We start from the raw sequence: 20867 nt of genomic DNA on the forward strand, positions 1-20867 counted from the left end.
CCCCTCCCCGCGCTCCCCCGCCCCTCCCCGCCCCGGTGATCAAGAGGTTTGCGTCAACTTCGGGCGGGATTCTGACGCAAACCTCTTGATCAACCAGGGACGGCGGGGCGGCGCCGGGGCGGGGGTCAGGGGATCAGGTGGGCTACTGCTCCTATTTCCAGGGCGGCCCAGACGCCCTGGGGGGTCAGGGTGATGCCGTGGGGTTCGGCGTTGGCGGTGGGCAGGTCGTGGCCGTCGATCCGGCCCGTGCCGTCGATGTGGCCGATCCGGTTGGCACCCCACTCGGTGAACCAGGCGCCGCCGGCCGGGTCGGCCACGATCGCGTGTGGGCGGGCCGCCCGGTCCGGCAACGGGAACTCGGTCATCTCGCCATCCGGGGTGATCCGGCCGAGCTGACCGGCGGCGATCTCCACGAACCAGATCGCGCCGTCACCGCCGAGGGTGATGCCGACCGGGCCGGCGTTCGCGGTGGGCACCGGATGCAGCGTCACCCGGCCGTCGAGGTCGATCCGGCCGATCGCGTTCGCCTGGTTGAGGGTGAACCAGAGCGCCTGGTCCGGGCCAGCGGTGATCATCGAGGCGAATCCGCCGGCCACCGGCAGCGGGAACACCTCGACCGTGCCGTCGGTGCCCACCCGGCCGATCGTGTCGGAGTTCATTCCGGCGTACCAGAGTGCGCCGTCGGGGCCGGCCGCGATGCCGCACGGCGCGGCGCCGGTCGGCAGGACGACCACCCGCTGCTCACCGTCGACGCTGATCCGGCCGATCCGGTCATCCCCGGAGCGGGTGAACCAGAGGGCGCCGTCCGGCCCGGTGGTGATGATCAGCGGTCGGCCACCGGCCGGGTCCAACGGGTAGGTCCGGATCGCGCCGTCGGGGGCCAACCGGGCGATCGCACCGGCGTGGACCAGCGTCAGCCAGAGCGCGCCGTCCGGGCCGGCAGTGATGCCGTACGGGCCGGCGCCCGGCGCGGCGAGTGGGATCTCACGAATCTCGGCGGTCGTCACGAGGCGTGGTCCTTTCGTCGGGGTTTTCCCACCCTGATCGCAGGGACGTCGACGTTGCAACCGGTTTGTCCGGTCGCTGGTCGCAGATTGTCAGCCCGCTGACAGGTTCGCCATGGGCCGCGCCCAGACTTTCCGGTCACTGTCGGTGACGTCATCGCAGCATCAACGACAACCTGGAGGACTGATGTTCCGCACGATGTCGAAGAAGCACCTGCTGGCCAGCGTGGCCGCCGCCGGTGTGCTCGGCGTGGGGATCGCCGCCCCCACGATGGCGTTCGCCGCTGACGGCAGCACCCCGACGCCGAGCGCCAGCAGCAGTGAGCAGCCGCAGCAGCAGGACCGGCAGGGCGACAAGAAGGGCGAGCGGCAGGGCGAGTTCGCCGAGAAGCTCGCCACCGAGCTGGGCGTCCCCACCGACAAGGTGACCGCCGCGCTGGAGAAACTGCGCGAGCAGCACAAGCCGGCCGACCGGCCGGAGCGCCCGTCAGCCGAGGACCGGCAGGCGGCGCTCAAGGAGCGGCTGGCCCAGGCGGTCAAGGACGGCAAGCTCACCCAGGAACAGGCCGACGCCATCACCAAGGCCGTCGAGGCCGGCGTCTTCCCCGGCCCCGGCGGCCACCGCGGTCCGGGCGGTCACGGCGGTCCGGGCGGTCACGGCGGTCCCGCGGGTACGCCGGGCAAGTAGCCCCGGCCCCGGGTACGCCGGGCAAGTAGCCCCGGCAGACCCGCGCGTAGGCCGGGCAAGTAACCCCGGCAGCCCTCTGGTCGAACCGGGCCCACCCCGGCTTGATCCACTCGGGTTTCGTGAAGTGGCGGTGTCCGGCCCACCCGGACACCGCCATTTCCTTGAGCCGGAGTTGATCATCACTGCCGAGCCGCCGGGACACCAGGCCTCCGCGTCGCAGGCGGCACCGGCACCCGACGCAAGGGGTCAGCCCCGAGGCGCCGGCCGGGAACGCATCAGCCCTGGGCGGGCGGAGGGCTGAACACACCCAGGTGGTTTCCGGCCGGGTCGAGCAGGTGGGCGAGGGTGAGGCCGCTCGGCGCCGTACGGGCCGCCACCAGCACCTTGCCACCGGCCGCTTCCGCTCGCCGGCAGGTTTCCGACACGTCGGTGACCTCGGCGTAGAACACCGCGTAGTTCGGTGACGTCCCGTCGGTAGCCCGGATCGCCCCGCCGATCCCGGTGTCGCCACCAGCGCCGGTCACCCGGTAGGACCCGCCGCTGCCTGCGCCCTGCTCCTCGAAGGTCCAGCCGAACAGCTCTCCGTAGAAGCGCTCCGCCTCCTCCGGCCGGTCGGTGCCGATCTCGAACCAGGTGATGGGCGTCGTGGACATCTGCTGCCTCCAGAGTTTCCGTGCCGGCCGTTCGGCCGTCGTCTGGAGCAGTCTCTGGGCCGTCCGCGACACCGTCCTGTCGGTGTTTCCGGATCACCCGACGGAGACCCGCTCCCGGAAACCCGGTCAGACCAGGCTCAGTGAGCGGACCCGCTCGCGCGGAATGTCCAGGTCGGTCGGGCGCAGCTCGCGGGACACCACGTCGGGCAGCGCCTGGACGCTTTCGATCCGGTCGGTGCGGAAGCAGCGCAGCTCGTCGCGCAGTCGGCACCAGGCCAGCAGATACCAGTGTCGCGGGTTACCGAGGTAGCCCAGCGGCTCGACGTCACGGACCGAGCCGGCGCCGGCCCGGTCCGCGTACCTGATGCGCAGGGCCCGCCGCGCGGCGACCGCGTCGGCGACGAGGGCCGGGGCGGGCGTGGCCGGCCCGTCGCCGACCAGGTGCACGCGGCCGGCGAGGCGGTGCGCCTCGACGGCGTCGGCGGCCGGCAGCACCGCCATCAACTTGCGCAGCGCGGTGCCACCCGGCCCGGCGAACGGCGTGCCGGCGAGCCGGCGTAGCGCGACGGCCATCGCGACCGCCTCGGCCGCGGTCAGGTTGACCGGCGGCAGAGTGCGGGCGCGATCCACCACGTAACCACCGGTGCGCCCGGGCTCGGCCCAGATCGGCACCCCGGCCTCCTGTAGCGCGCCGATGTCCCGTTCGATGGTGCGGCTGCTCACCTCGAAACGCGCGGCCAGCCAGCGGGCGCTGCGCGGCCTCGGCGACACCGCCCGCAGCTCCTCGACCAGCGCGTAGAGACGGTCCGTACGGTTCATGCCCGGCACGCTACGGCCGGGGTACGACGCCCGTCGGCGACCGCCCGCACTGCGACGCGGAGGGCCGCCACAGCAAGACGCGGACGGCCGCCACAGCAAAGCGGACAGCCGCCTCAGGCGATGCAGGCGCAGACGATCAGCGCGGCGCCGAAGTGGGTGGCGGCGCTGACCCGGGCCGCCGGGTGCGGCTCGTCCGAGCAGATGACCTCGCCGAGCTTGCCCGGGGTGAGCAGGTCGAGCACGAAGAAGGCCAACGCCATGATGGCCAGCCCGACGATGCCGAAGATCACCGTGGAGGCGAGCCCCCTGCCGAAGTCGCTGTAGCTGGTCAGGATCGCGGTGAACACGATCCCGGCGATGCCGAGCTGGTTGGCGGCCAGCAGCAACCCCGCGTTGGAGTTGCGCTGCACCCAGATCAGGTCGCGCAACCGACCGGGCGTGAGCAGGTCGACCAGCACGAAGCCAGCCGCCATGAGCCCCACGCCGACGATCCCGAACACGACGCTCTGCCAAGCACCGCTGAGCAGATCCTCCAGCACCGACTGCCTCCCGACTCTCCGCCCGGAGGGGGTACCGGCGCGGTGATCGAGACGATAGCGGCAGCGCGCAAGCGCGTCAGCCCCGCGGTTAGAGCGCCAGGTAGCGCTGCCGCTCGTACGGGGTGACCTCGCGCCGGTACTGCTCCCACTCGGCCCGCTTGTTGCGCAGGAAGAAGTCGAAGACGTGCTCACCGAGCACCTCGGCGACCAACTCGGAACCGGCCATCACGTCGATCGCCTCGGCGAGGTTCTCCGGCAGCGCCTCGTATCCCATGGCACGCCGCTCGGCACTGGTCAGCGACCAGACGTCGTCCTCGGCCCCTGGCGGCAGCTCGTAGCCCTCCTCGATGCCCTTCATGCCGGCACCGAGCAGCACCGCGAAGGCCAGGTAGGGGTTGGCCGCCGAATCGGGTGAGCGGACCTCGACGCGGGCCGAGTTGGGCTTGCCGTACGCGGGAACGCGGACCAGCGCGGACCGGTTGAGGTGACCCCAGCAGACGTACGCGGGGCTCTCGGTGATCCGGTCCGGCAGGGCCTGCGGGAAGAGCCGCTTGTACGAGTTGACCCACTGGTTGGTGACCGCTGTGTATTCCCGGGCGTGCACCAGGAGGCCGGCGATGAACGACTTGGCCACCTTGGAGAGCTTCATCGGGTCACCGCTGTCGTGGAAGGCGTTGCGCTCCCCCTCGAACAGCGACAGGTGGGTGTGCATCCCGCTGCCCGGCTGGTCGGTGAACGGCTTCGGCATGAAGCTGGCCTGCACTCCGGTGGAGAGCGCCACCTCCTTGACGACGTGCCGGAAGGTCATGATGTTGTCGGCGGTGGTGAGGGCGTCGGCGTAGCGCAGGTCGATCTCCTGCTGGCCGGGCGCGACCTCGTGGTGGCTGAACTCCACCGAGATGCCGATGCGCTCCAGCGCCAGCACGCCCTGGCGGCGGAAGTCGCGAGCCACGGCGTGCGTGGTGTGCTCGAAGTAGCCGCCGGTGTCGACCGGGGTGGGCACCGAGCCGTCCTGCGGGCCGTTCTCCAGGAGGAAGAACTCGATCTCGGGGTGGGTGTAGAAGGTGAAGCCCTTTTCGGCGGCCTTGGACAGCGCCCGGCGCAGCACGTGCCGGGGGTCGGCCCAGGACGGACCGCCGTCGGGCAGCAGGATGTCGCAGAACATCCGGGCGCTCTCGCCGCTGACCCCGCCCTCGAACGGGAAGACCTGGAAGGTGGTCGGGTCGGGCATGGCCACCATGTCCGATTCGAAGACCCGGGCGAAGCCCTCGATCGCCGAACCGTCGAAGCCGATGCCCTCCTCGAAGGCCGCCTCCAACTCCGCCGGCGCCACCGAGACGCTCTTGAGCGTGCCCAGCACGTCGGTGAACCACAGCCGGACGAACCGGATGTCCCGCTCTTCCAGCGTGCGGAGGACGAACTCCTGCTGACGGTCCACTTCCCCAACCCCTCGCGACGCTCTGCTGTCCGCCTTGGTCGGGCTGCGCGCCCGACCTGATCGCCCAGTCTTACCGGGCCTGGTTACGCAGACGTTACGCGAACTGCCGCCCGTCGTCCCCTCGCCTCCCGCTCGGCGGGCGGGGGCCCGGCCCTGGACGGGCTCGTGCCCCGCCGGACGGCGGGCGTCGTCGCCGCAGCGTGGCGGCCATCTCGTCGGAGGGTGGGGATTGTCCCGTTGAGGCTGGGGCAAGATGAGGGCATGCCCACCCTGCGTCTCGCCCTGTCCCAGGTCAACCCGAGCGTCGGCGACCTCGCCGGAAACGCCGACCTGGTCCGCAGCTGGACTCGCCAGGCCGCCGATGCCGGTGCCCAGCTGGTGCTCTTCCCGGAAATGATGCTCACCGGTTACCCGGTCGAGGACCTGGTCTTCCGGCGCTCCTTCGTGGCCGCGTCCCGGGCCGCCGTGGAACGGCTCGCGGCCGACCTCGCCACGGACGGCCTCGGCGAGATGCCGGTGGTGGTCGGCTACCTGGACGCCGACGGGCCGCCGCAGGTCAGCGGCGACGCCGAGCCGGGCCGGGGTGCCCGCAACGCCGCCGCGCTGCTGCACCGAGGGGTCGTCGCCGCCCGCTACTTCAAGCACCACCTGCCCAACTACGGGGTCTTCGACGAGGACCGCTACTTCCTCCCCGGCGACACGCTGACGGTGGTGCGGATCGGTGGCGTGGACGTCGCGCTGACCATCTGCGAGGACCTGTGGCAGGCCGGCGGCCCGTTCGCCGCCGCCCGGCAGGCCGGCGTCGGCCTCGTGGTCAACATCAACGGCTCGCCGTACGAGCTGAACAAGGACGACATCCGGCTGCCGCTGGTCCGCCGCCGGGCCGCCGAGGCGGGCGCCGCCATCGCGTACGTCAACATGATCGGCGGGCAGGACGAGCTGGTCTTCGAGGGCGACTCGATGATCGTGACCGCCGACGGTGAGCTGCTCACCCGCGCCCCGCAGTTCGTCGAGCACCTGCTCGTGCACGACATCGAGCTGCCAGCCGCCACCGCCACGACGACCACGGAGGCCGTCGCGGACGGCATGCGCATCGTGCACAGCACGCTGGACGGCATTCCGGCCGCGCCGACCGGCCCGGGCGCCACCGGCGGTCTGATCGAGCCGGTGGCCGACGAGGCCGAGGTGTGGCAGGCCCTGGTGCTCGGTCTGCGCGACTACGTCAACAAGAACCGGTTCCCGTCGGTGGTGCTCGGCCTCTCCGGCGGCATCGACTCGGCGGTGGTGGCCGCGTTGGCCGTCGACGCCCTCGGGCCGGACCGGGTGGTCGGGGTGTCGCTGCCCAGCCAGCACTCCTCCGAGCACTCCCGGGAGGACGCCGCCGACCTGGCCAAGCGCACCGGCCTGGACTACCGCGTCGAGCCGATCCAGCCGATGGTGGACGGCTTCCTGGCCAACCTGTCGCTGTCCGGTGTGGCAGTGGAGAACCTCCAGGCCCGGGTCCGTGGCGTGATCCTGATGGCGCTGTCGAACCAGGAGGGCCACCTGGTGCTGACCACCGGCAACAAGAGTGAGCTGGCGGTCGGCTACTCCACGCTGTACGGCGACTCGGTGGGCGGCTTCAACCCGGTCAAGGACGTCTGGAAGACCCTGATCTGGCGGCTCGCGAAGTGGCGCAACCGGGACGCGGCCCGGCGCGGCGAGACCGCCCCGATCCCGGAGAACTCGATCGGCAAGCCGCCGAGCGCCGAGCTGAGCCCGGGCCAACTGGACAGCGACAGCCTGCCCGACTACGACGTACTGGACCCGATCCTGATCGGCTATGTCGACGGCGACCTCGGCCGCGACGGGCTGGTGGAGTCGGGTCACGACCCGGCGGTGGTGGACAAGGTGCTGCGGCTGGTGGATACCGCCGAGTACAAGCGGCGGCAGTCGGCACCGGGCACGAAGATCTCCATGAAGGCGTTCGGCCGGGACCGCCGTCTGCCGATCACCAACCGGTGGCGCGAGCACGGCTGAGGCGTACCCCTGGGGGTGTCGCGTCGGTGGCGGGGCCGGCGCCGCCTCGCGGGGGCCGCGCGGCGCGGGCCTCGCGGTTTCGCTGTGGAGTGACATCTTGCACTGGGCCCTGCCGTCACCCGTCTCACGGTGCGACGATCGCGACGGAACCCGGGGACCGCGCAGGCGGCCTCGAGGAAGGGAGACAGAGATGGTGGAGTCCACTCCGAACGAGGTGACCGCGCTGTACGGCGGCCCGGCCACCCGACGGGTCCGCACCCGGGACCTGATCGCCGCGAAGGAGCGCGGTGAGCGGTGGCCGATGCTGACGTCGTACGACCAGTACACGGCGTCGATCTTCGACCAGGCCGGTGTGCCGGTGCTGCTGGTCGGCGACTCGGCCGCGAACAACGTGTTCGGCTACGAGACGACTCTGCCGGTCACGGCCGACGAGTTGCTTCCGCTGGTGCGGGCCGTGGTGCGGGCGACCCGGCAGGCGCTGATCGTCGGTGACCTGCCGTTCGGCTCGTACGAGGAGGGGCCGGCGCAGGCGCTGCGCACCGCCGTCCGGTTCATGAAGGAGGGTGGCTGCCACGCGGTGAAGCTGGAGGGTGGCCGCCGCTGCGCCGAGCAGATCGCCGCGATCGTCGGCGCCGGCATTCCGGTGATGGCGCACATCGGTTTCACCCCGCAGAGCGAGCACACGCTGGGCGGCTACCGGGTGCAGGGCCGGGGCGACGCCGCCGACGAGGTGCTTGCCGACGCGCGGGCGGTCACGGAGGCGGGGGCGTTCGCTGTGGTGCTGGAGATGGTGCCCGGCGAGGTGGCAAAGCGGATCACCCACGAGCTGCCGATCCCGACGGTGGGCATCGGCGCCGGCCCGGACACCGACGCGCAGGTGCTGGTCTGGCAGGACATGGCGGGCCTGCGGACCGGAAAGACGCCCCGCTTCGTCAAGCGGTACGCGGACCTGGCCGGCGTGCTCACCGACGCCACCCGGCGTTTCGCCGACGAGGTCCGGGGCGGCGAGTTCCCGACCGCCGAGCACACCTTCTAGGACTGCGCCCGGCGTGATCCACTCGGGTTTGCCGAAAACGCGGTGTCCCTGACCTCGGGACACCGCGTTTTCACGAAACCGGAGTGGATCACGCCGGCAGAGAATGACTCAGATGTCGGTGACGCGAATGCCCGCGTGCGCCTTGTAACGCTTGTTGATCGCGATCAGGTTCGCGGTGAACGCCTCAATCTGGTGGGCGTTGCGCAACCGCCCGGCGTAGATGCCGCGCATCCCCGGGATTCGGGCGGCGAGCGCGCCGACCACATCGACCAGCTCGCGGTCCTCGGTGCAGATCAGCACGTCCAGGTCGATCCGGTCGACCTCCGGGTCGGCCAGCAGCGGGGCGCTGACGTGGTTGAACGCCGAGCAGACCCGGGAGTCGGGCAGCAACGCGGCGGCCTGCTGCACGGCGCTGCCCTCGGCGACGGTCAGCGCGTACGGGCCCTGCTTGTCGAAGCCGAGCGGGTTGACGCAGTCGACGACGATCTTGCCGGCGAGTGGCTCGGCCAGGGCGGCGACGGTGGCGGCGTGCCCGTCCCACGGCACCGCGATGATCACCACGTCGCTGCGTCGGGCCACCTCGTCGTTGGCCCCGCCCGTGACACTGCCGGTGGCCGGCACACCGGGCAGGGCGGCGATCTCGGCTGCGGACTCGACGGCCCGCTCAGCGTTGCGGGAGCCGATCAACACCGTCTGCCCGGCCCGCGCGAACCGGTAGGCGAGACCTCGCCCCTGGTCGCCGGTGCCACCGATGATGCCGACCGTCAGCCCGGACACGTCGGGGAGCGTGCTCGCGTCGTATGCCATGGGTTCATCCTCGCAAACCGACCGGTCCGGCAGCAGCGCGGAGCACTGTGACGATCCCCGCTGCCCCGCGCCCGCTGAGTCAGGCCAGCTCGAACAGGACCGTGCGGGCCGTCGGGTCCGCAGTGACCAGCCGGACGCGGACTCGTTCGCCGAGCGGCAGGTCGCCGAGGCAGCGGCTGCGCACCGGCGGTGCGTCCAGCGCGACGGTGCCACCGGGCGGTCGGGTGCGCGCCCGGCCGTTGGGCGGCGCGTCGACGTCCAGCACTGCCGCGTCGAAGGTCTCACCCACCCGGTGCTCCAGCAGCACCGCCTCGGCCAACTCGACGGCGCCGCGGGTGGCCGTCGAGGCGATCCGGTCGGTGCTGGCCATCACCTCGGGCAGCCGGGGCAGCGCGGCGCGGGCCCAGTCGGGCACCGGCTGGCCCGCGTGCAGGGCCAGGCAGACCTCCGTGGCGTACCGGTCGGCCAGACGCCGCAACGGCGCCGTGACGTGGGCGTACGTGGCTGCCACACCACCGTGCTCCGGTTGCTCCGGCACCGTCCCGTCGAAGGCGGTGTACGCGGCGCCGCGCATCAGCTCGGCCGCCTGGTCGATGAACGCGGCGGCGCGCGGCTGGGAGGCGTCCAGACCGGCGATCACCTGACCCGGGCCCACGTCGTCCGGCCAGTGCACGCCCAGCGGCGCGGCGGCGGCCCGCAGCCGCTGCACGGCCTCCGGTTTCGGCGCGGGCATCGTCCGCAGCAACCCGACCCGGCCGGCCAGCATGATGTCGGCGGCGGCCATCCCGGTCAGAAGGGAGATCTGGGCGTTGTGCTCCTCCATCGGCACCGGCGCGCGCAGCACCAGTTGCCAGCCGTCGCCGTCGGGCTCCAGATCCTGCTCAGGCAACGGCAGGTTGATGGCGCCCCGGCGCAACCCGCGGGCCGTCAGCCGGTCACCGATCTCGGGCAGCAGTGCGATCGGCTCGGGCAGCCGCCCGGCGTCGGCTGCCGCCTGCACCCCGGTGTAGTCGAGTTTGGCCCGGCTGCGGACCAGGGCACGTTCCAGCTCCACGGCCACGGTGCCGCCGTCGGCGTCCAGGTCGATGGTCCAGACCACCGCGGCCCGGTCGTCGTCGGGCAGCAGGCTGGCCGCACCCTCGCTGAGCGTGTGTGGGTGCAGCGGCACGTTCCCGTCGGGCAGGTAGATGGTCTGCCCGCGCCGCCAGGTCTCCGCCTCCAACGCGCCGCCCGGGGCGACGTGGGCGGCGACGTCGGCGATCGCGTACCGCACCCGGTAGCCGCCACCTGGACGGCGGGCGAGGTGCATCGCCTGGTCCAGGTCGCGGGAGGTGGCCGGGTCGACAGTGACGAACGGTACGTCGGTGCGGTCGACGGGCGGGCGCGGCGGCGCGCCGGCCGCCTCGTCGGCCTCACGTTGGGCGTCGGCCGGGAACTCCCCGGGCAGGCCGAGTTCGCGGCGCAGTGCGCCGAAGTCGATGCGGGGCGCGAGTACGCGTCGAATGACCACGGGTCAATCCTGACAGCGCCGCCGGTGATCCGCTTCCGGTGACCGGCCGAGATATCTCTCCCCGGGCGAGCCGGGTCGACCTGCGCTCAGCCGGTCGCCTTCCGGGCAGCGCTGCGCGGGCTCCGGGGCGCGGTGGCCCGTGCGGCGGCAGGGCGGGCCGGTGACTTGCGGGCGGTCACCTTGCGGGCCGGGGCCTTGGCCGCGACGGTCTTCTTCGCCGGGGCCTTCTTGGCCGCCGCCTTGCGCGCGGTGGTCGACGAGGTGCCCGTCGCCTTCGCGGCCGGGGCCTTCTTCGCCGGAGCCTTGCGAGCACCGCCGCTGGGACCGGTCGACGCGGTCTTCTTCGCCGGCGCCTTCTTGGCGGCCGTCTTCGTCGCCGCCGTCCTCTTCGCCGCTGTCTTCTTGACGGCGGACGCCTTGGTCGCGGTCTTACGCGCCGGCGCCTTCGCCGCTGCGGTGGTCTTCTTCGCCGCCGAGGTGGTGGTCTTCTTCGCGGCGCCCACGGTCTTCTTCGCGGCGCTGGTGGTCTTCTTCGCCGTACCCGTGGTCTTCTTCGCCGTGCCCGTCGTCTTCTTCGCGGCAGCGGTGGTCTTGCGCGTCGCGGACGCCGGGGCCCGCTTCGCCGCGACAGTTGTCGAGCGGGTGGTGGTCTTCTTCGCGGGGGCCTTCTTGGCCGTCGTGGTGGCCTTCGTCGTGGTCTTCTTCGCGGGAGCCTTCGTGGCCGCCGTGGTGGTCTTCTTCGCCGGGGCACGTCCCGCGCCGCCGGCGGCCTTCCTCGCCGGGGCCTTCGCCGCCTTCGCACCCGCCGTGGACTTGCGGACGGGGGTGGTCCGGCTCGCGGCCGTGTTGCGCTCCGCCGCGGCGGTCTTCTTCGCGGTGGTGCGCCGGGCGGCCGGGCGGGTGGTGGCCTGCTGTGCTTCGGCCATCGTGGTTCCCTCCTTGGGGACGTGCTCTCGCGTGCGTCCTCGCGGAGCACGAAATGCCTCGGCGCGGGCCGTCCCGCGCCGCCTACTTGTTCTCCCCGGCCCAACGAGCGTCCTCGGCATCCCACGCCTCGTTCCGCTCCTGCACGCGTTGCAGGGCGTTCTCCGCGTCGGCCGCCGAGTTGTACGGGCCGAGAACGTGCTTCGCCGGACACACGTCGGCGTCCGTCTCGACCCGGTGATGCCGGGTGCACCAGTAGAACTGCCCACCACGTTCGCTGTCGCTCATGGGAATCACTGTGCACCGCGAACCGTCAGGCCGCCACCGGATCGCACAAGTCGCCGACCCTCTCCACAGTAGATATGCATGGGGCCCGTGGGGCCCGAACAGCGAAACGCGTGGGACTGGAGACCGAAAAGATGCGCAGGTCAGTCTCCCCGCGCAGCGGCCTATGATCGCCGGATGGGGACACCGGACTACATCGTGGGGATGCGCAAGCACGTCGGCCACGACCTGCTCTGGCTGCCCAGCGTCAGCGCGGTGGTCCGCAATGACGCCGGTGAGCTGCTGCTGGGCCAGCGTTCCGACGACGGGCGCTGGTCGGTGATCAGCGGCTTCGTGGAGCCGGGCGAACAGCCGGCCACCGCGCTGGTCCGTGAGGTGCGGGAGGAGACGGGCCTGGACGTCGCGCCGGTGCGGATGTCCAGCGCCGTGTCGCACCCGCACACCTACCCCAACGGGGACCAGTGCGAATACCTGAACCTGGGCTTCCTCTGCCGGGTGGTGGCCGGCACCGCCCGGGTCAACGACGACGAGTCGCTGGCCGTGCGGTGGTTCGGATTGGACCGGCTGCCCGAGCTGGACAAGCACGCCCTGCTGGTCATCGCCTACGCCCTGCGCGACAACCCGTCGGCCGGTTACCTGGAGCCGGGCGTGACGTGGGACGACGTGCCCGACTGAAGGGGTTCACGCCGGGGTGGACGCGAGCACGACCGGAGCGGTCGGCACCGACCGCGCCGCCCTGATGGTGTACGCGAGCGCGTACGGCGTGCAGGCCAGGTAGAGCATGGGTTCCGTCGGCACCCGGTTGCTGATGATTCCAAAGATCTCCCATGGAATCGTGGGTCGGGGTAGGCCGATGTTCCAGTCTGTCCAGGCGGCGAGGAGCCACAGCGGCGCGGAGATCCGGTCGATGCTCTCCACCGGCGTCGGACCGATGACCGGGCCAGCGCGATAGCCCGCCGAGATGGCGTCGACAACGGCGAGAATCATCGCGAGGTCGGCGGCGGCGAGTGCGCCGAGGACGCCCACCCACCAGGCCGCGTGGAGGCGATGCCGAACGGCGAGGCTCGCCGCGGCCCAGAGGGCCAGCGTCAGACCGGCCAACCAGAGCAGCAGACCGGGCAGGGTGGAAGCCAGGTCATCCGGGTAGAGGACGTACAGGAACACGACTGCGGCCACCCCGACGGGGAGCACCACCCCGAGCGCGATGCGGAGCGGGCCGTCGAGTGCGGTGTGCCGGGCCCAGCGATCGGCGAACACCGCCAGCAGCAGCCCCAACCCGACGGTGAACGCCGCCCAGAGCGGCCTCTGCGCCCGCTCCGACCAGCTCTCGGCCAACACGCGCTCGATCGGGTACAGGGCGTACGCACCGACGAGCACTATCCCGACGCAGGCGATCGGGGACAGCAGCAACGCGGCCGCGGTGCGGCCGATCCGACCGCGCAGCACTGTGCGGTCGACGATCGGGGCGCCGGCCCGGCTGACGGCCAGGCTCACCGCGAAGCCGAGCATCTTCGTCCGGTGACCGCTCTCGGCGAGCACGTGCAGCTCGGCGGCCCACTCGCGGCGCAGGTCGACGCGGACGTCGGCCGGCCAGCGGCGCGCGGCCATCTCCAGCAGCAGTTCGGCGGCCCGGCGGGTCATCACGCTGGCGCTCCGGTGGGCTCGGTGCCGCCCCAGGAGGGACGAGCGTCGGGGATCGCGGCGCGCAGGTCGGCGAGCGCCTGGCGGGCCTGCGTCACCCCGACGGCGGTCAGCCGGTAGTAGCGACGGGCCGGCCGGCCGGCCGCGACGGGGTCGATCGCCTCCCAGTCGGCGTCCAGCCAGCCGGCCGCGCTCAGCCGGTGCAGCACCGGGTAGAGGGTGCCGCTGGGCAGGCCGGTCAATCGCATCAGGTCCAGCCCGTAGCGCTGCTCGTCGAGTTCGGCGAGCAGCGCCGCGAGCACCTTCGCGACCGGAATGGTCATCCGCATCCGACCACTGTATCGGAACTCTACATAGGGGTGGGTGCCCGTTCGACGGGAATCCACAGCTCGGCGTCCGCCTCGGTGCCGTCCGCGGACACCCGGACCCGGGAGATCTCCGGTCCAGGTCGGCTGCGGTACGGGTTGGACGGAAACCACTGGGTGAACACGTCACGCCACAGGTGCTGCACCGCCTGCGGGAACGCTCCGGAGGTGGTGAACACCGCCCACGTCCCGGCCTGCACCGGCAGCGCGTCCAGGTCCTCCGGTGGCACGGCACCGGTCACCACCCCGTGCCAGTAGTCCAGCTCGGTGCCCTCCTCCCGGCTGTCGGCGAGGTTGTCGCTGACGTTGACGATCCCCGCCGGATCCTGATCGGAGAGCGCCTCGATCCGTGCGGTCGTCTCCTTGTCGATGCTCCGGATGAACGCGACGATCGCCGGGTTCATCCCCTCGTGCACAAGCGGGACCCGTGCCTTGCGCCCCACCAGCGCGAACGCGTCCTTGCTGACGATTCGGTACTCCATGCTGCCGCTCCCTTCGACGGTGAGTCGGAAGGACATCCGGGGCTGGGCACGCAGCGCTGCCCCCGTACGCCGAGCCTCTCCGGGCCCCACGCCGTGCACGGCGTGGAACGCCCGGGCGAACGCCTCGGCGGACCCGTAGCTGTAGTGCACCGCGACGTCGAGCAACGTCCGCTCCCCCGCGAGCACGTCCGCGCCGGCGACCGTGAGCCGACGCCGCCGGATGTACTCCGACAGCGGCATCCCGGCCAGTGCGGAGAACAGCCGCCGGAAGTGGTACTCCGACGTCAGCGCGATCCGCGCCAGGTCGGCCACCTCGATCTTCTGGTCGAGGTGACGCTCGATGTGAGCCATCGCCTCGTTGAGCCGATCCAGCACCCGGGCCTCCTTCCCTTTCGAACACTGACGCTAGGTCGCGGGGTCGGTGACCCACCCGACATCCGATGCCCGCATCGGTCGGGTGCGCCCGCACCGGTCGTCGTGTCGTAGCCTGGCGGACTTTGCTTCTCCAGGAGGTTGACGTGGCCGAGTATCCGCAGGACGTCGTGCAGCGCTTCCACGGCACCCCCGAACAGGTCGACGCCGGCCTGGTGGGCGACCCGCCGCGCACGTGGGAGTCCGTCGTCATCGAGGAGTACGACAGGGTCTGGGCGCAGCGGTTCACCGCAGTCCGGTCGTCGCTCACCGAGGCGCTGGGCGCTCTGATCATCGCGGTGGAACACGTCGGGTCCACGGCGGTGCCGGGGCTCGCTGCCAAACCCGTCATCGACATCGACCTGGTCATCGAGGACACCGCCGAGGAGTCCGGGTATCTCCCCGCCCTGGAACGGCTCGGTTACCGGCTCGTCCTGCGGGAGCCCTGGTGGCACGGGCACCGGATGCTGCTCAGCGCCGCCGAGGACGTCAACCTGCACGTCTGGCCGCAGGGTGCGCCCGAGCCGGTCCGGCACCGGCTGTTCCGCGACTGGCTGCGCTCGCATCCACACGACCGGGAGCTCTACGCCGCGACCAAACGACGCCTCGCGCAGGACACCGCGCACCAACCCCGCGACTACAGCCTGGCGAAGAACGACGTCATCGACGAGATCTACGCGCGCATCTTCGCCGCCTGAAGCTGGTCGGCGATCCGGGGCCGAGCGCGACGAGTTGGCCGGCGCGGGTGGCTCTCAGCGCGGCGACTGCTGCATGACCCAGGTGGGCACGGGCTCCGGCAGGAAGCCCGCCACCTCCCAGCCGGCGCGGCGGTACAGCTCGACGTTGGCCGGTTTGCTGGTTTCCAGGATCGCCGGCAGACCGTCGGCGGCGGCGCGCTCCAGCCCGGCCCGCATGACGGCGCGCCCCCAACCGCGTCCGGCGCTGTCGGGGTGGGTGCCCAGGACGCCGAGATACCAGAACGGGAACGCGGGTAGGGCGGCGTGCACGGCATCGTCGTAGCTCTGCACCCGAGCCTGCACGTCAGCCGGGTATCGAGCTGGCGTTGTGTGGCCGGCCGCCGGCTCGGCCGGTGGCTCCCAGATGGCGACCGACGCTCCCCCACCGATCGTCCAGATCGACGACCGGTGCACCCGCTTGTCGAAGAGGTTCCCGAAGAAGGTGGCGGCGTACTCGGGATAGGTCTCATCGTCGGGAAACAGGTGCCGCAGCACGGGATCCTTGACGAACGCGGCGACCAGCGTGTCGACCACTGCTCGACGGTCCGCTGGGGTGGCGATGGTGATCTCGGGCGCTGTCACAGCAGTCGACACTATCCGGAAAAGCGCCTTGACCCTGACACCGTGGCGGACCGGAGACTGGCCCCATGGACCTCGATGACTACCGGAACCACTCCCCCTACAGCGACCCCGGTCGGCACGGCGGGCTTCTCGACGCCGTGGCGACCGACATCCCCACCGTGGCGGCGACCGCCCGCAACGTGATCGTCCACTACCGGGCCGGCGGCGTAGAGCTGCCCGACGATCGGCTGGACGAGGTGAACTGCCGCTGGGTGGACCGCATCCTGGACACGGACCAGTCCCGCTTTCCCCTGCCACTCACCGCTGAGCGCCCGGCCGTCGACCGGGTGGCCGGCTGCTGCCGGGACCACACGTTGCTCTCGGTGGCGGTGCTGCGCCAACACGGCATTCCCAGCCGCAGCCGGGTCGGGTTCGCCTCCTACTTCACGCCCGGCTGGCACCACGATCACGTGCTGCTGGAGTACTGGAACGGCGAACGATGGGTCTGGGCCGACCCGGAGATCGACCCGGCCGGCGACTGGCGGTTCGACGGCTACGACATCGACCCGACGGCAGGGCTCTTCGACTCGGCAGCGCGGGTGTGGTCGGCGTACCGGGCCGGGGCGATCGACCCCGACGTCTACGGCGTGGCCCCGGAATCGCCGATCCGCGGCGCCTGGTTCATCCACCACTACGTCATCCAGGAGCTGGCTCACCGGCAGAAGGACGAGCTGTTGCTGTGGGACAGCTTCGGCGCGATGACCGACGACCTCACCGACGCCGACCTCACGCTCGCCGACGAGATCGCCGCCCTGCTGCTCGCCGCCGACGACGGCGACGAGGGCGCGGAGAAGGCGCTCGCCGACCGGTACGCGACGGACAGCCGCCTGCGTCCCGGCGCTCAGGTGCAGAGCTTTTCACCGGTCTCCAACACGGTGAGCACAGTCGATCTGCGCCTCAGCCGAACGTGAAGGCGTACGCCTGGGCGCCCGGCTCGCCGAACGTGATCTCCAGGGTCCGCTCCCGGACCGCGCCGGCCTGGCGAACGAGCTGGTAGAGGCGGCCGTCCTGGAGCACGCCGTTGCCGTCTTCGTCGACGTCGACGCCGTGTGACGGGCCGGGTGCCTGGCCGTCGAGGAGCACCCGGAACGGGATCGACCGTCCCGCCCCGGGGGCCAGCACGAGATGCGCGTCGCGGCCGTGGAACCGGAAGGCGATGCTGCCGCCGGCCCGATCGGCCACGACGCTCTCCGCCCCGATCGTCCACTCGCCCGCCAGTGCCCACTGGTTGAGGCTCAGGCTCGCCGGCAGCTCGTAGGCGCGGCGTTCGTCGAGCGTCGGGCCGTTCGGCGACGCGAAGTGTTCGCCACGACTGAATCCGAGGTACGTCTCGGGCGTCCGCAGTTCGCCCCAGTCGGCCTCCGCCTCCGGGCCGACCCCCTTCACGGGTACGGGGGCGCGCTCGATGCCGAGCAGTTGCTGGAGAACCCGCTCGGACTGCTCGTAGCGCCCCTCACCGAAGTGCTCGTCGCGGATGACCCCGTCGGTGTCGACGAAGTACAGCGCAGGCCAGTACTGGTTGCCGAAGGCGCGCCAGATCGCGTAGTCGTTGTCGACCGCCACCGGGTAGTCGATCGTTCGCGCCGCGACCGCCCGCCGCACCCCTTCGACGTCGTGCTCGAACGAGAACTCCGGCGTGTGCACCCCGACGACGACCAGCCCGTCGTCGCGGTAGGCCTGCGACCAGGCACGCACGTACGGCTCCTGGCGCAGCCAGTTGATGCAGGTCAGCGTCCAGAAGTTCACCAGGACGACGTGCCCGCGCAGGTCGGCGGGGCCGAGTGGCTCGGAGTTGAGCCACTCGGCCGCCCCGTTCAGCGGGGGCAGGTGCACGGCCATCTAGCGAAGCGACCGGAAGGCGGTGCGAAGCTCTTCGGAGAAGATCTTCGGCTGTTCCCAGGCCGCGAAGTGCCCGCCCACGTCGAGCTTGTTGTAGTAGATGAGGTTCGAGTACGCCTGCTCGGCCCAGCTCTGCGGCGCCTCGTACAGCTCGTCGGGAAAGACGCTCACTGCGACCGGAACGTTGACGCCCTTGGCGGCGAAGAACGAGAGCTTGTTCTCCGCGTACAGCCGGGCGGCGGAAATCGCGGTGTTCGTCAACCAGTAGAGCGAGATGTTGTCCAGGATGTCGTCGCGGGTGAGACCGGCCTTGGCCCCGTCGAAGACCTGCGCGATCAGGGCCAGGCTCTTCGCGTCGTGGTCGAGCAGGAAGGACGCCAGGCCGACCGGAGAGTCCGCCAGCCCGGTCAGCGTCTGCGGTCGCGTCGCCATCATGAGGGCGTACGCGACGTGCTTCCAGACGTAGTTGGCTTCCTCGGCGGCACGCATCTCATCGTCGGAGAGGCCGGATGGCAGCGAGCCCATGGCGTTGTTCGCGCCGGTGGTGTCGCCCTGGAACAACAGGTCGATCTCGGGTGGGATCGCACCGGGCATGTTGGTGTGGATGCCGAGCAGTTCCGGGGGCGCCTGGAGGCCCATCTGGTCGACGATGACCGCGCCCCAGTCGCCGCCCTGCGCGACGAACCGCGAGTAGCCGAGACGCTTCATCAGCTCGGTCCAGGCGGTCGCGATCTTCTGCGGGTTCCACCCCGACGTTGTCGGCTTGCCGGAGAAGCCGTGGCCCGGCAGCGACGGGATCACCAGGTGGAAGGCGTCCGACGCGCTGCCGCCGTGCGCGGTGGGGTCGGTCAGCGGCTCGATGATCTTCATCTGCTCGATCACCGACCCGGGCCACCCGTGGGTGACGATCAGCGGCAGCGCGTCCTCGTGCTTCGAGCGCACGTGGATGAAGTGGATGTCGACACCGTCGATGGTGGTCATGAACTGCGGCACCGAGTTCATTCGCGCCTCGACCTTGCGCCAGTCGTACTCCTTTTCCCAATAGCGGGCGACGGCCTGAATCGTCGCGAGTGGCACGCCCTGCGACTGGTCGTCAACCGTTTCCTTGTCCGGCCAGCGGGTGGCCGCGATGCGCCTTTTCAGGTCGTCCAGGTCCGCCTGGGGAATGTCGACCGAGAACGGCCGAATCTCCGTGGTGCCGGGGCGAGTCTTGGTTTTGACAGCCATGCGTGTTCCTCTCCGTCTAGGTTTGCGCCTCGTGAGGGGAATCATGGGGTGAAGGCACTGCCCGGACCTGTGTGCCAATTCGAGATGGGCACGCCGCCGCCATATCTCGGAGCCTAGAACGCCGCGCCCCGGGCTCGTGGCGATACGAGCAGTCCCTCACTGGTCCTGCCCGGGGGCGGCTACGGCATGCTCGGCGGCTCGGCTGACCTGCTCCCAGCCCGCCCAGGTGTCCATCCGCCGGCGGGAGACGTCGAACGCCAGGTCGTACACCATGCTTCCGAGCAGAAGCCGCAGCGGCGGGTCGTCACTGTCGACCAGGCGCAGCAACGCCTCGGCGGCCAGTCGGGGCTCGCTGTCGATTGAACCCTCCGCCCACTGTCGTTCCAGTTCGGCGCGCAGCGGCGCGTACGCCTCCATCGGGGTGGTGGCGCTCAAACTGGTGTAAAGGTCGGTCCAGTAACCGCCGGGCTGCACGATGCTGAGCTTGATGTCGAAGGCCGCCGCCTCCATTGCCAACGCCTCGCTCATGCCTTCCAGGGCGAATTTGCTCGCGCTGTACATGCCGGTGCTCGGAAAGCCACCCAACGCGGCGATGCTGGACACCTGCACGATGTGGCCGGACCGTTGGGCGCGCAGATGCGGCAGCACCGCCTGGCTGACCCACAGCGCGCCGAAGAGGTTTACCTCGAACTGGGCTCGCGCCTCCGCCTCGGTGAACTCTTCGACCATTCCCATCGACAGGGTCCCGGCGTTGTTGACGACGATGTCGAGCCGTCCGAAGTGCTCGACCGCGGTGGCCACGGCGGCGAAGACCGCAGCCTGGTCGGTCACGTCGAGGGTCAGCGTCAGCAGCCGGTCGCCGTGGCGCTCGTCGAAGTCGCCCCGGGCGATGGTCCGGGCGGCGGCGACCACCCGGTCCCCACGGTCGAGCGCGGCGTCGGTGAAGGCGCGGCCCAGGCCGCGGCTGGCGCCGGTGATGAACCAGGTGCGCATGTCGGAGCTCCATCCCTTAGCGAGACGAGACGGTCCGTCTCGTCATGAAGGCAAGATTAAGCCGCGTCATCCCGGCCGTCAAGACGAAACGGTTCGTCTCGTCACTGATATCGTGAGGCCTCATGACCCCCAACACGGCCCGCCGGAGAGAGACCTCCAGGCGCGCCATCCTCACCGCGGCCTTCGACCTGCTCCAGGAGATCGGGTACGCGAAGGTCAGCATCGAGGGCATCGCCGCGCGCGCCGGCGTCGGCAAGCAGACCATCTACCGCTGGTGGCCGTCGAAGGGCGCGGTCATCTTCGATGCGTTCCTCATGCTCAGCGAGGCCACCGAGGGCGGGCCGCCGACGCTGCCGGACACCGGCGACCTGGCCGCCGACCTCACAGTGGTGCTTCGCGCCACGGTCGAGGAGATGAACGATCCCCGGTACGAGCAACCGATGCGCGCCCTGGCCACCGAGATCGCGCTCGACCCCGAGCTGGCGGCGGCCTACGCCGAACGCCTGGACGGGCCGCTGAAGGAGGCCAAGCGGCAGCGCCTACGCAGCGCCCAGCAGGCCGGGCAACTCGCCGACGACATCGACCTCGACGTGGCGGTGGACCTGATCTGGGGACCGTTGTTCAGCCGATGGCTGCAACGCAGCGGACCGCTCACCGCCGAATACGCCGACCTCGTCGTCACCACCGCCCTCGACGGGTTGCGCCCCCGCCGGCCGGCTTGATCCACTCGACTTCCGTGAAACCGGCCCATCCCCGGCGCCAGGAAACCCCGCCTTCTTGAAAGCGAGTGGGCGCTCCCTGAACGGACTGCTACCCCACCGGTGCGGCG

At 71.1% G+C, this 20867-nt stretch carries 23 protein-coding genes; 7 read left to right on the forward strand and 16 right to left on the reverse strand.

The window, feature by feature from the left end; all coding sequences use genetic code 11:
• Nucleotides 1-125 precede the first annotated feature (125 nt).
• A complete protein-coding gene (locus KBX34_RS27725) occupies nt 126-1007 on the reverse strand; it encodes a virginiamycin B lyase (protein ID WP_210794772.1) in 882 nt (293 codons plus the stop codon).
• Nucleotides 1008-1191: 184 nt separating this feature from the next.
• Between KBX34_RS27725 and KBX34_RS27730 the strand changes: the two genes are divergently transcribed.
• Nucleotides 1192-1692 (forward strand): hypothetical protein, encoded by a 501-nt coding sequence (locus tag KBX34_RS27730; protein WP_210927850.1) that lies wholly within the window; start codon nt 1192-1194, stop codon nt 1690-1692.
• Between the two features lie 275 nt (nt 1693-1967).
• Here the strand turns inward: KBX34_RS27730 and KBX34_RS27735 are convergent, their stop codons facing one another.
• From KBX34_RS27735 to glnA, 4 genes are all read right to left on the reverse strand, one after another.
• Nucleotides 1968-2345, reverse strand: a complete 378-nt coding sequence (locus tag KBX34_RS27735; RefSeq protein ID WP_088949501.1) for a VOC family protein — start codon at nt 2343-2345, stop codon at nt 1968-1970.
• A 126-nt stretch (nt 2346-2471) separates the two neighbouring features.
• A complete protein-coding gene (locus tag KBX34_RS27740; RefSeq protein ID WP_210927852.1) occupies nt 2472-3164 on the reverse strand; it encodes a YafY family protein in 693 nt (230 codons plus the stop codon).
• Between the two features lie 113 nt (nt 3165-3277).
• Nucleotides 3278-3703 carry a DUF350 domain-containing protein gene (locus KBX34_RS27745; RefSeq protein WP_210794768.1) on the reverse strand — a complete coding sequence of 142 codons (426 nt, stop codon included), beginning with the start codon at nt 3701-3703 and terminating at the stop codon, nt 3278-3280.
• 88 nt (nt 3704-3791) lie between these two features.
• A complete protein-coding gene (glnA, locus tag KBX34_RS27750; protein ID WP_179780320.1) occupies nt 3792-5141 on the reverse strand; it encodes a type I glutamate--ammonia ligase in 1350 nt (449 codons plus the stop codon).
• A gap of 261 nt (nt 5142-5402) precedes the next feature.
• Between glnA and KBX34_RS27755 the strand changes: the two genes are divergently transcribed.
• Both KBX34_RS27755 and panB read left to right on the forward strand, forming a co-directional pair.
• Nucleotides 5403-7160 carry an NAD+ synthase gene (locus tag KBX34_RS27755; RefSeq protein WP_210927854.1) on the forward strand — a complete coding sequence of 586 codons (1758 nt, stop codon included), beginning with the start codon at nt 5403-5405 and terminating at the stop codon, nt 7158-7160.
• A gap of 190 nt (nt 7161-7350) precedes the next feature.
• Nucleotides 7351-8196 (forward strand): 3-methyl-2-oxobutanoate hydroxymethyltransferase, encoded by an 846-nt coding sequence (gene panB / locus KBX34_RS27760; protein WP_210927856.1) that lies wholly within the window; start codon nt 7351-7353, stop codon nt 8194-8196.
• A 108-nt stretch (nt 8197-8304) separates the two neighbouring features.
• On the opposite strand, the gene npdG is transcribed toward panB, so the two are convergent.
• The 4 genes from npdG to KBX34_RS27780 all read right to left on the reverse strand — a co-directional run bounded on the left by npdG (nt 8305) and on the right by KBX34_RS27780 (nt 11725).
• Nucleotides 8305-9003, reverse strand: coding sequence for an NADPH-dependent F420 reductase (npdG, locus tag KBX34_RS27765; RefSeq protein WP_099856203.1), 699 nt, complete (start codon nt 9001-9003; stop codon nt 8305-8307).
• A 79-nt stretch (nt 9004-9082) separates the two neighbouring features.
• Nucleotides 9083-10513 (reverse strand): RNB domain-containing ribonuclease, encoded by a 1431-nt coding sequence (locus tag KBX34_RS27770; protein WP_099856205.1) that lies wholly within the window; start codon nt 10511-10513, stop codon nt 9083-9085.
• An 86-nt stretch (nt 10514-10599) separates the two neighbouring features.
• The gene (locus tag KBX34_RS27775; protein ID WP_197699555.1) at nt 10600-11439 is read right to left on the reverse strand and encodes a histone; all 840 of its coding nucleotides are present in this window, start codon (nt 11437-11439) and stop codon (nt 10600-10602) included.
• Between the two features lie 82 nt (nt 11440-11521).
• Entirely contained in the window at nt 11522-11725 is a 204-nt protein-coding gene (locus tag KBX34_RS27780; protein WP_088949509.1) for a hypothetical protein, read from the reverse strand.
• 174 nt (nt 11726-11899) lie between these two features.
• On the opposite strand from KBX34_RS27780, the gene KBX34_RS27785 reads away from it, so the two are divergent.
• The gene (locus tag KBX34_RS27785) at nt 11900-12397 is read left to right on the forward strand and encodes an NUDIX domain-containing protein (RefSeq protein WP_210927858.1); all 498 of its coding nucleotides are present in this window, start codon (nt 11900-11902) and stop codon (nt 12395-12397) included.
• 6 nt (nt 12398-12403) lie between these two features.
• Here the strand turns inward: KBX34_RS27785 and KBX34_RS27790 are convergent, their stop codons facing one another.
• From KBX34_RS27790 to KBX34_RS27800, 3 genes are read right to left on the reverse strand one after another with little or no spacing between them, the layout of a single operon-like run.
• Entirely contained in the window at nt 12404-13363 is a 960-nt protein-coding gene (locus KBX34_RS27790) for a hypothetical protein (protein WP_210927906.1), read from the reverse strand.
• Nucleotides 13363-13692, reverse strand: coding sequence for a PadR family transcriptional regulator (locus tag KBX34_RS27795; protein WP_210794758.1), 330 nt, complete (start codon nt 13690-13692; stop codon nt 13363-13365). The genes KBX34_RS27790 and KBX34_RS27795 overlap by 1 nt, the downstream gene beginning before the upstream one ends.
• Before the next feature lie 20 nt (nt 13693-13712).
• On the reverse strand, nt 13713-14585 hold the full coding sequence (locus tag KBX34_RS27800) for an AraC family transcriptional regulator (RefSeq protein WP_210927860.1): 873 nt from the start codon (nt 14583-14585) through the stop codon (nt 13713-13715).
• Nucleotides 14586-14728: 143 nt separating this feature from the next.
• Between KBX34_RS27800 and KBX34_RS27805 the strand changes: the two genes are divergently transcribed.
• Nucleotides 14729-15319, forward strand: coding sequence for a GrpB family protein (locus tag KBX34_RS27805; RefSeq protein ID WP_210927862.1), 591 nt, complete (start codon nt 14729-14731; stop codon nt 15317-15319).
• Nucleotides 15320-15373: 54 nt separating this feature from the next.
• On the opposite strand, the gene KBX34_RS27810 is transcribed toward KBX34_RS27805, so the two are convergent.
• Entirely contained in the window at nt 15374-15940 is a 567-nt protein-coding gene (locus tag KBX34_RS27810; protein ID WP_210927864.1) for an N-acetyltransferase, read from the reverse strand.
• Nucleotides 15941-16005: 65 nt separating this feature from the next.
• Between KBX34_RS27810 and KBX34_RS27815 the strand changes: the two genes are divergently transcribed.
• Nucleotides 16006-16890 carry a transglutaminase domain-containing protein gene (locus KBX34_RS27815; RefSeq protein WP_210927866.1) on the forward strand — a complete coding sequence of 295 codons (885 nt, stop codon included), beginning with the start codon at nt 16006-16008 and terminating at the stop codon, nt 16888-16890.
• On the opposite strand, the gene KBX34_RS27820 is transcribed toward KBX34_RS27815, so the two are convergent.
• The 3 genes from KBX34_RS27820 to KBX34_RS27830 all read right to left on the reverse strand — a co-directional run bounded on the left by KBX34_RS27820 (nt 16877) and on the right by KBX34_RS27830 (nt 20038).
• Complete coding sequence (locus KBX34_RS27820; RefSeq protein ID WP_210927868.1) at nt 16877-17818, reverse strand: redoxin family protein; 942 nt, start codon at nt 17816-17818, stop codon at nt 16877-16879. The genes KBX34_RS27815 and KBX34_RS27820 overlap by 14 nt on opposite strands.
• Nucleotides 17819-19045, reverse strand: coding sequence for an epoxide hydrolase family protein (locus KBX34_RS27825; RefSeq protein ID WP_210927870.1), 1227 nt, complete (start codon nt 19043-19045; stop codon nt 17819-17821).
• Between the two features lie 156 nt (nt 19046-19201).
• Nucleotides 19202-20038, reverse strand: a complete 837-nt coding sequence (locus KBX34_RS27830) for an SDR family oxidoreductase (RefSeq protein WP_210927872.1) — start codon at nt 20036-20038, stop codon at nt 19202-19204.
• 122 nt (nt 20039-20160) lie between these two features.
• On the opposite strand from KBX34_RS27830, the gene KBX34_RS27835 reads away from it, so the two are divergent.
• Nucleotides 20161-20760 (forward strand): TetR/AcrR family transcriptional regulator, encoded by a 600-nt coding sequence (locus KBX34_RS27835; RefSeq protein WP_210927874.1) that lies wholly within the window; start codon nt 20161-20163, stop codon nt 20758-20760.
• Nucleotides 20761-20867 lie beyond the last annotated feature (107 nt).

Origin of the sequence: Micromonospora sp. M61, from assembly GCF_018070245.1 — a bacterium.
Taxonomy (GTDB): Bacteria; Actinomycetota; Actinomycetes; order Mycobacteriales; family Micromonosporaceae; genus Micromonospora; species Micromonospora zamorensis.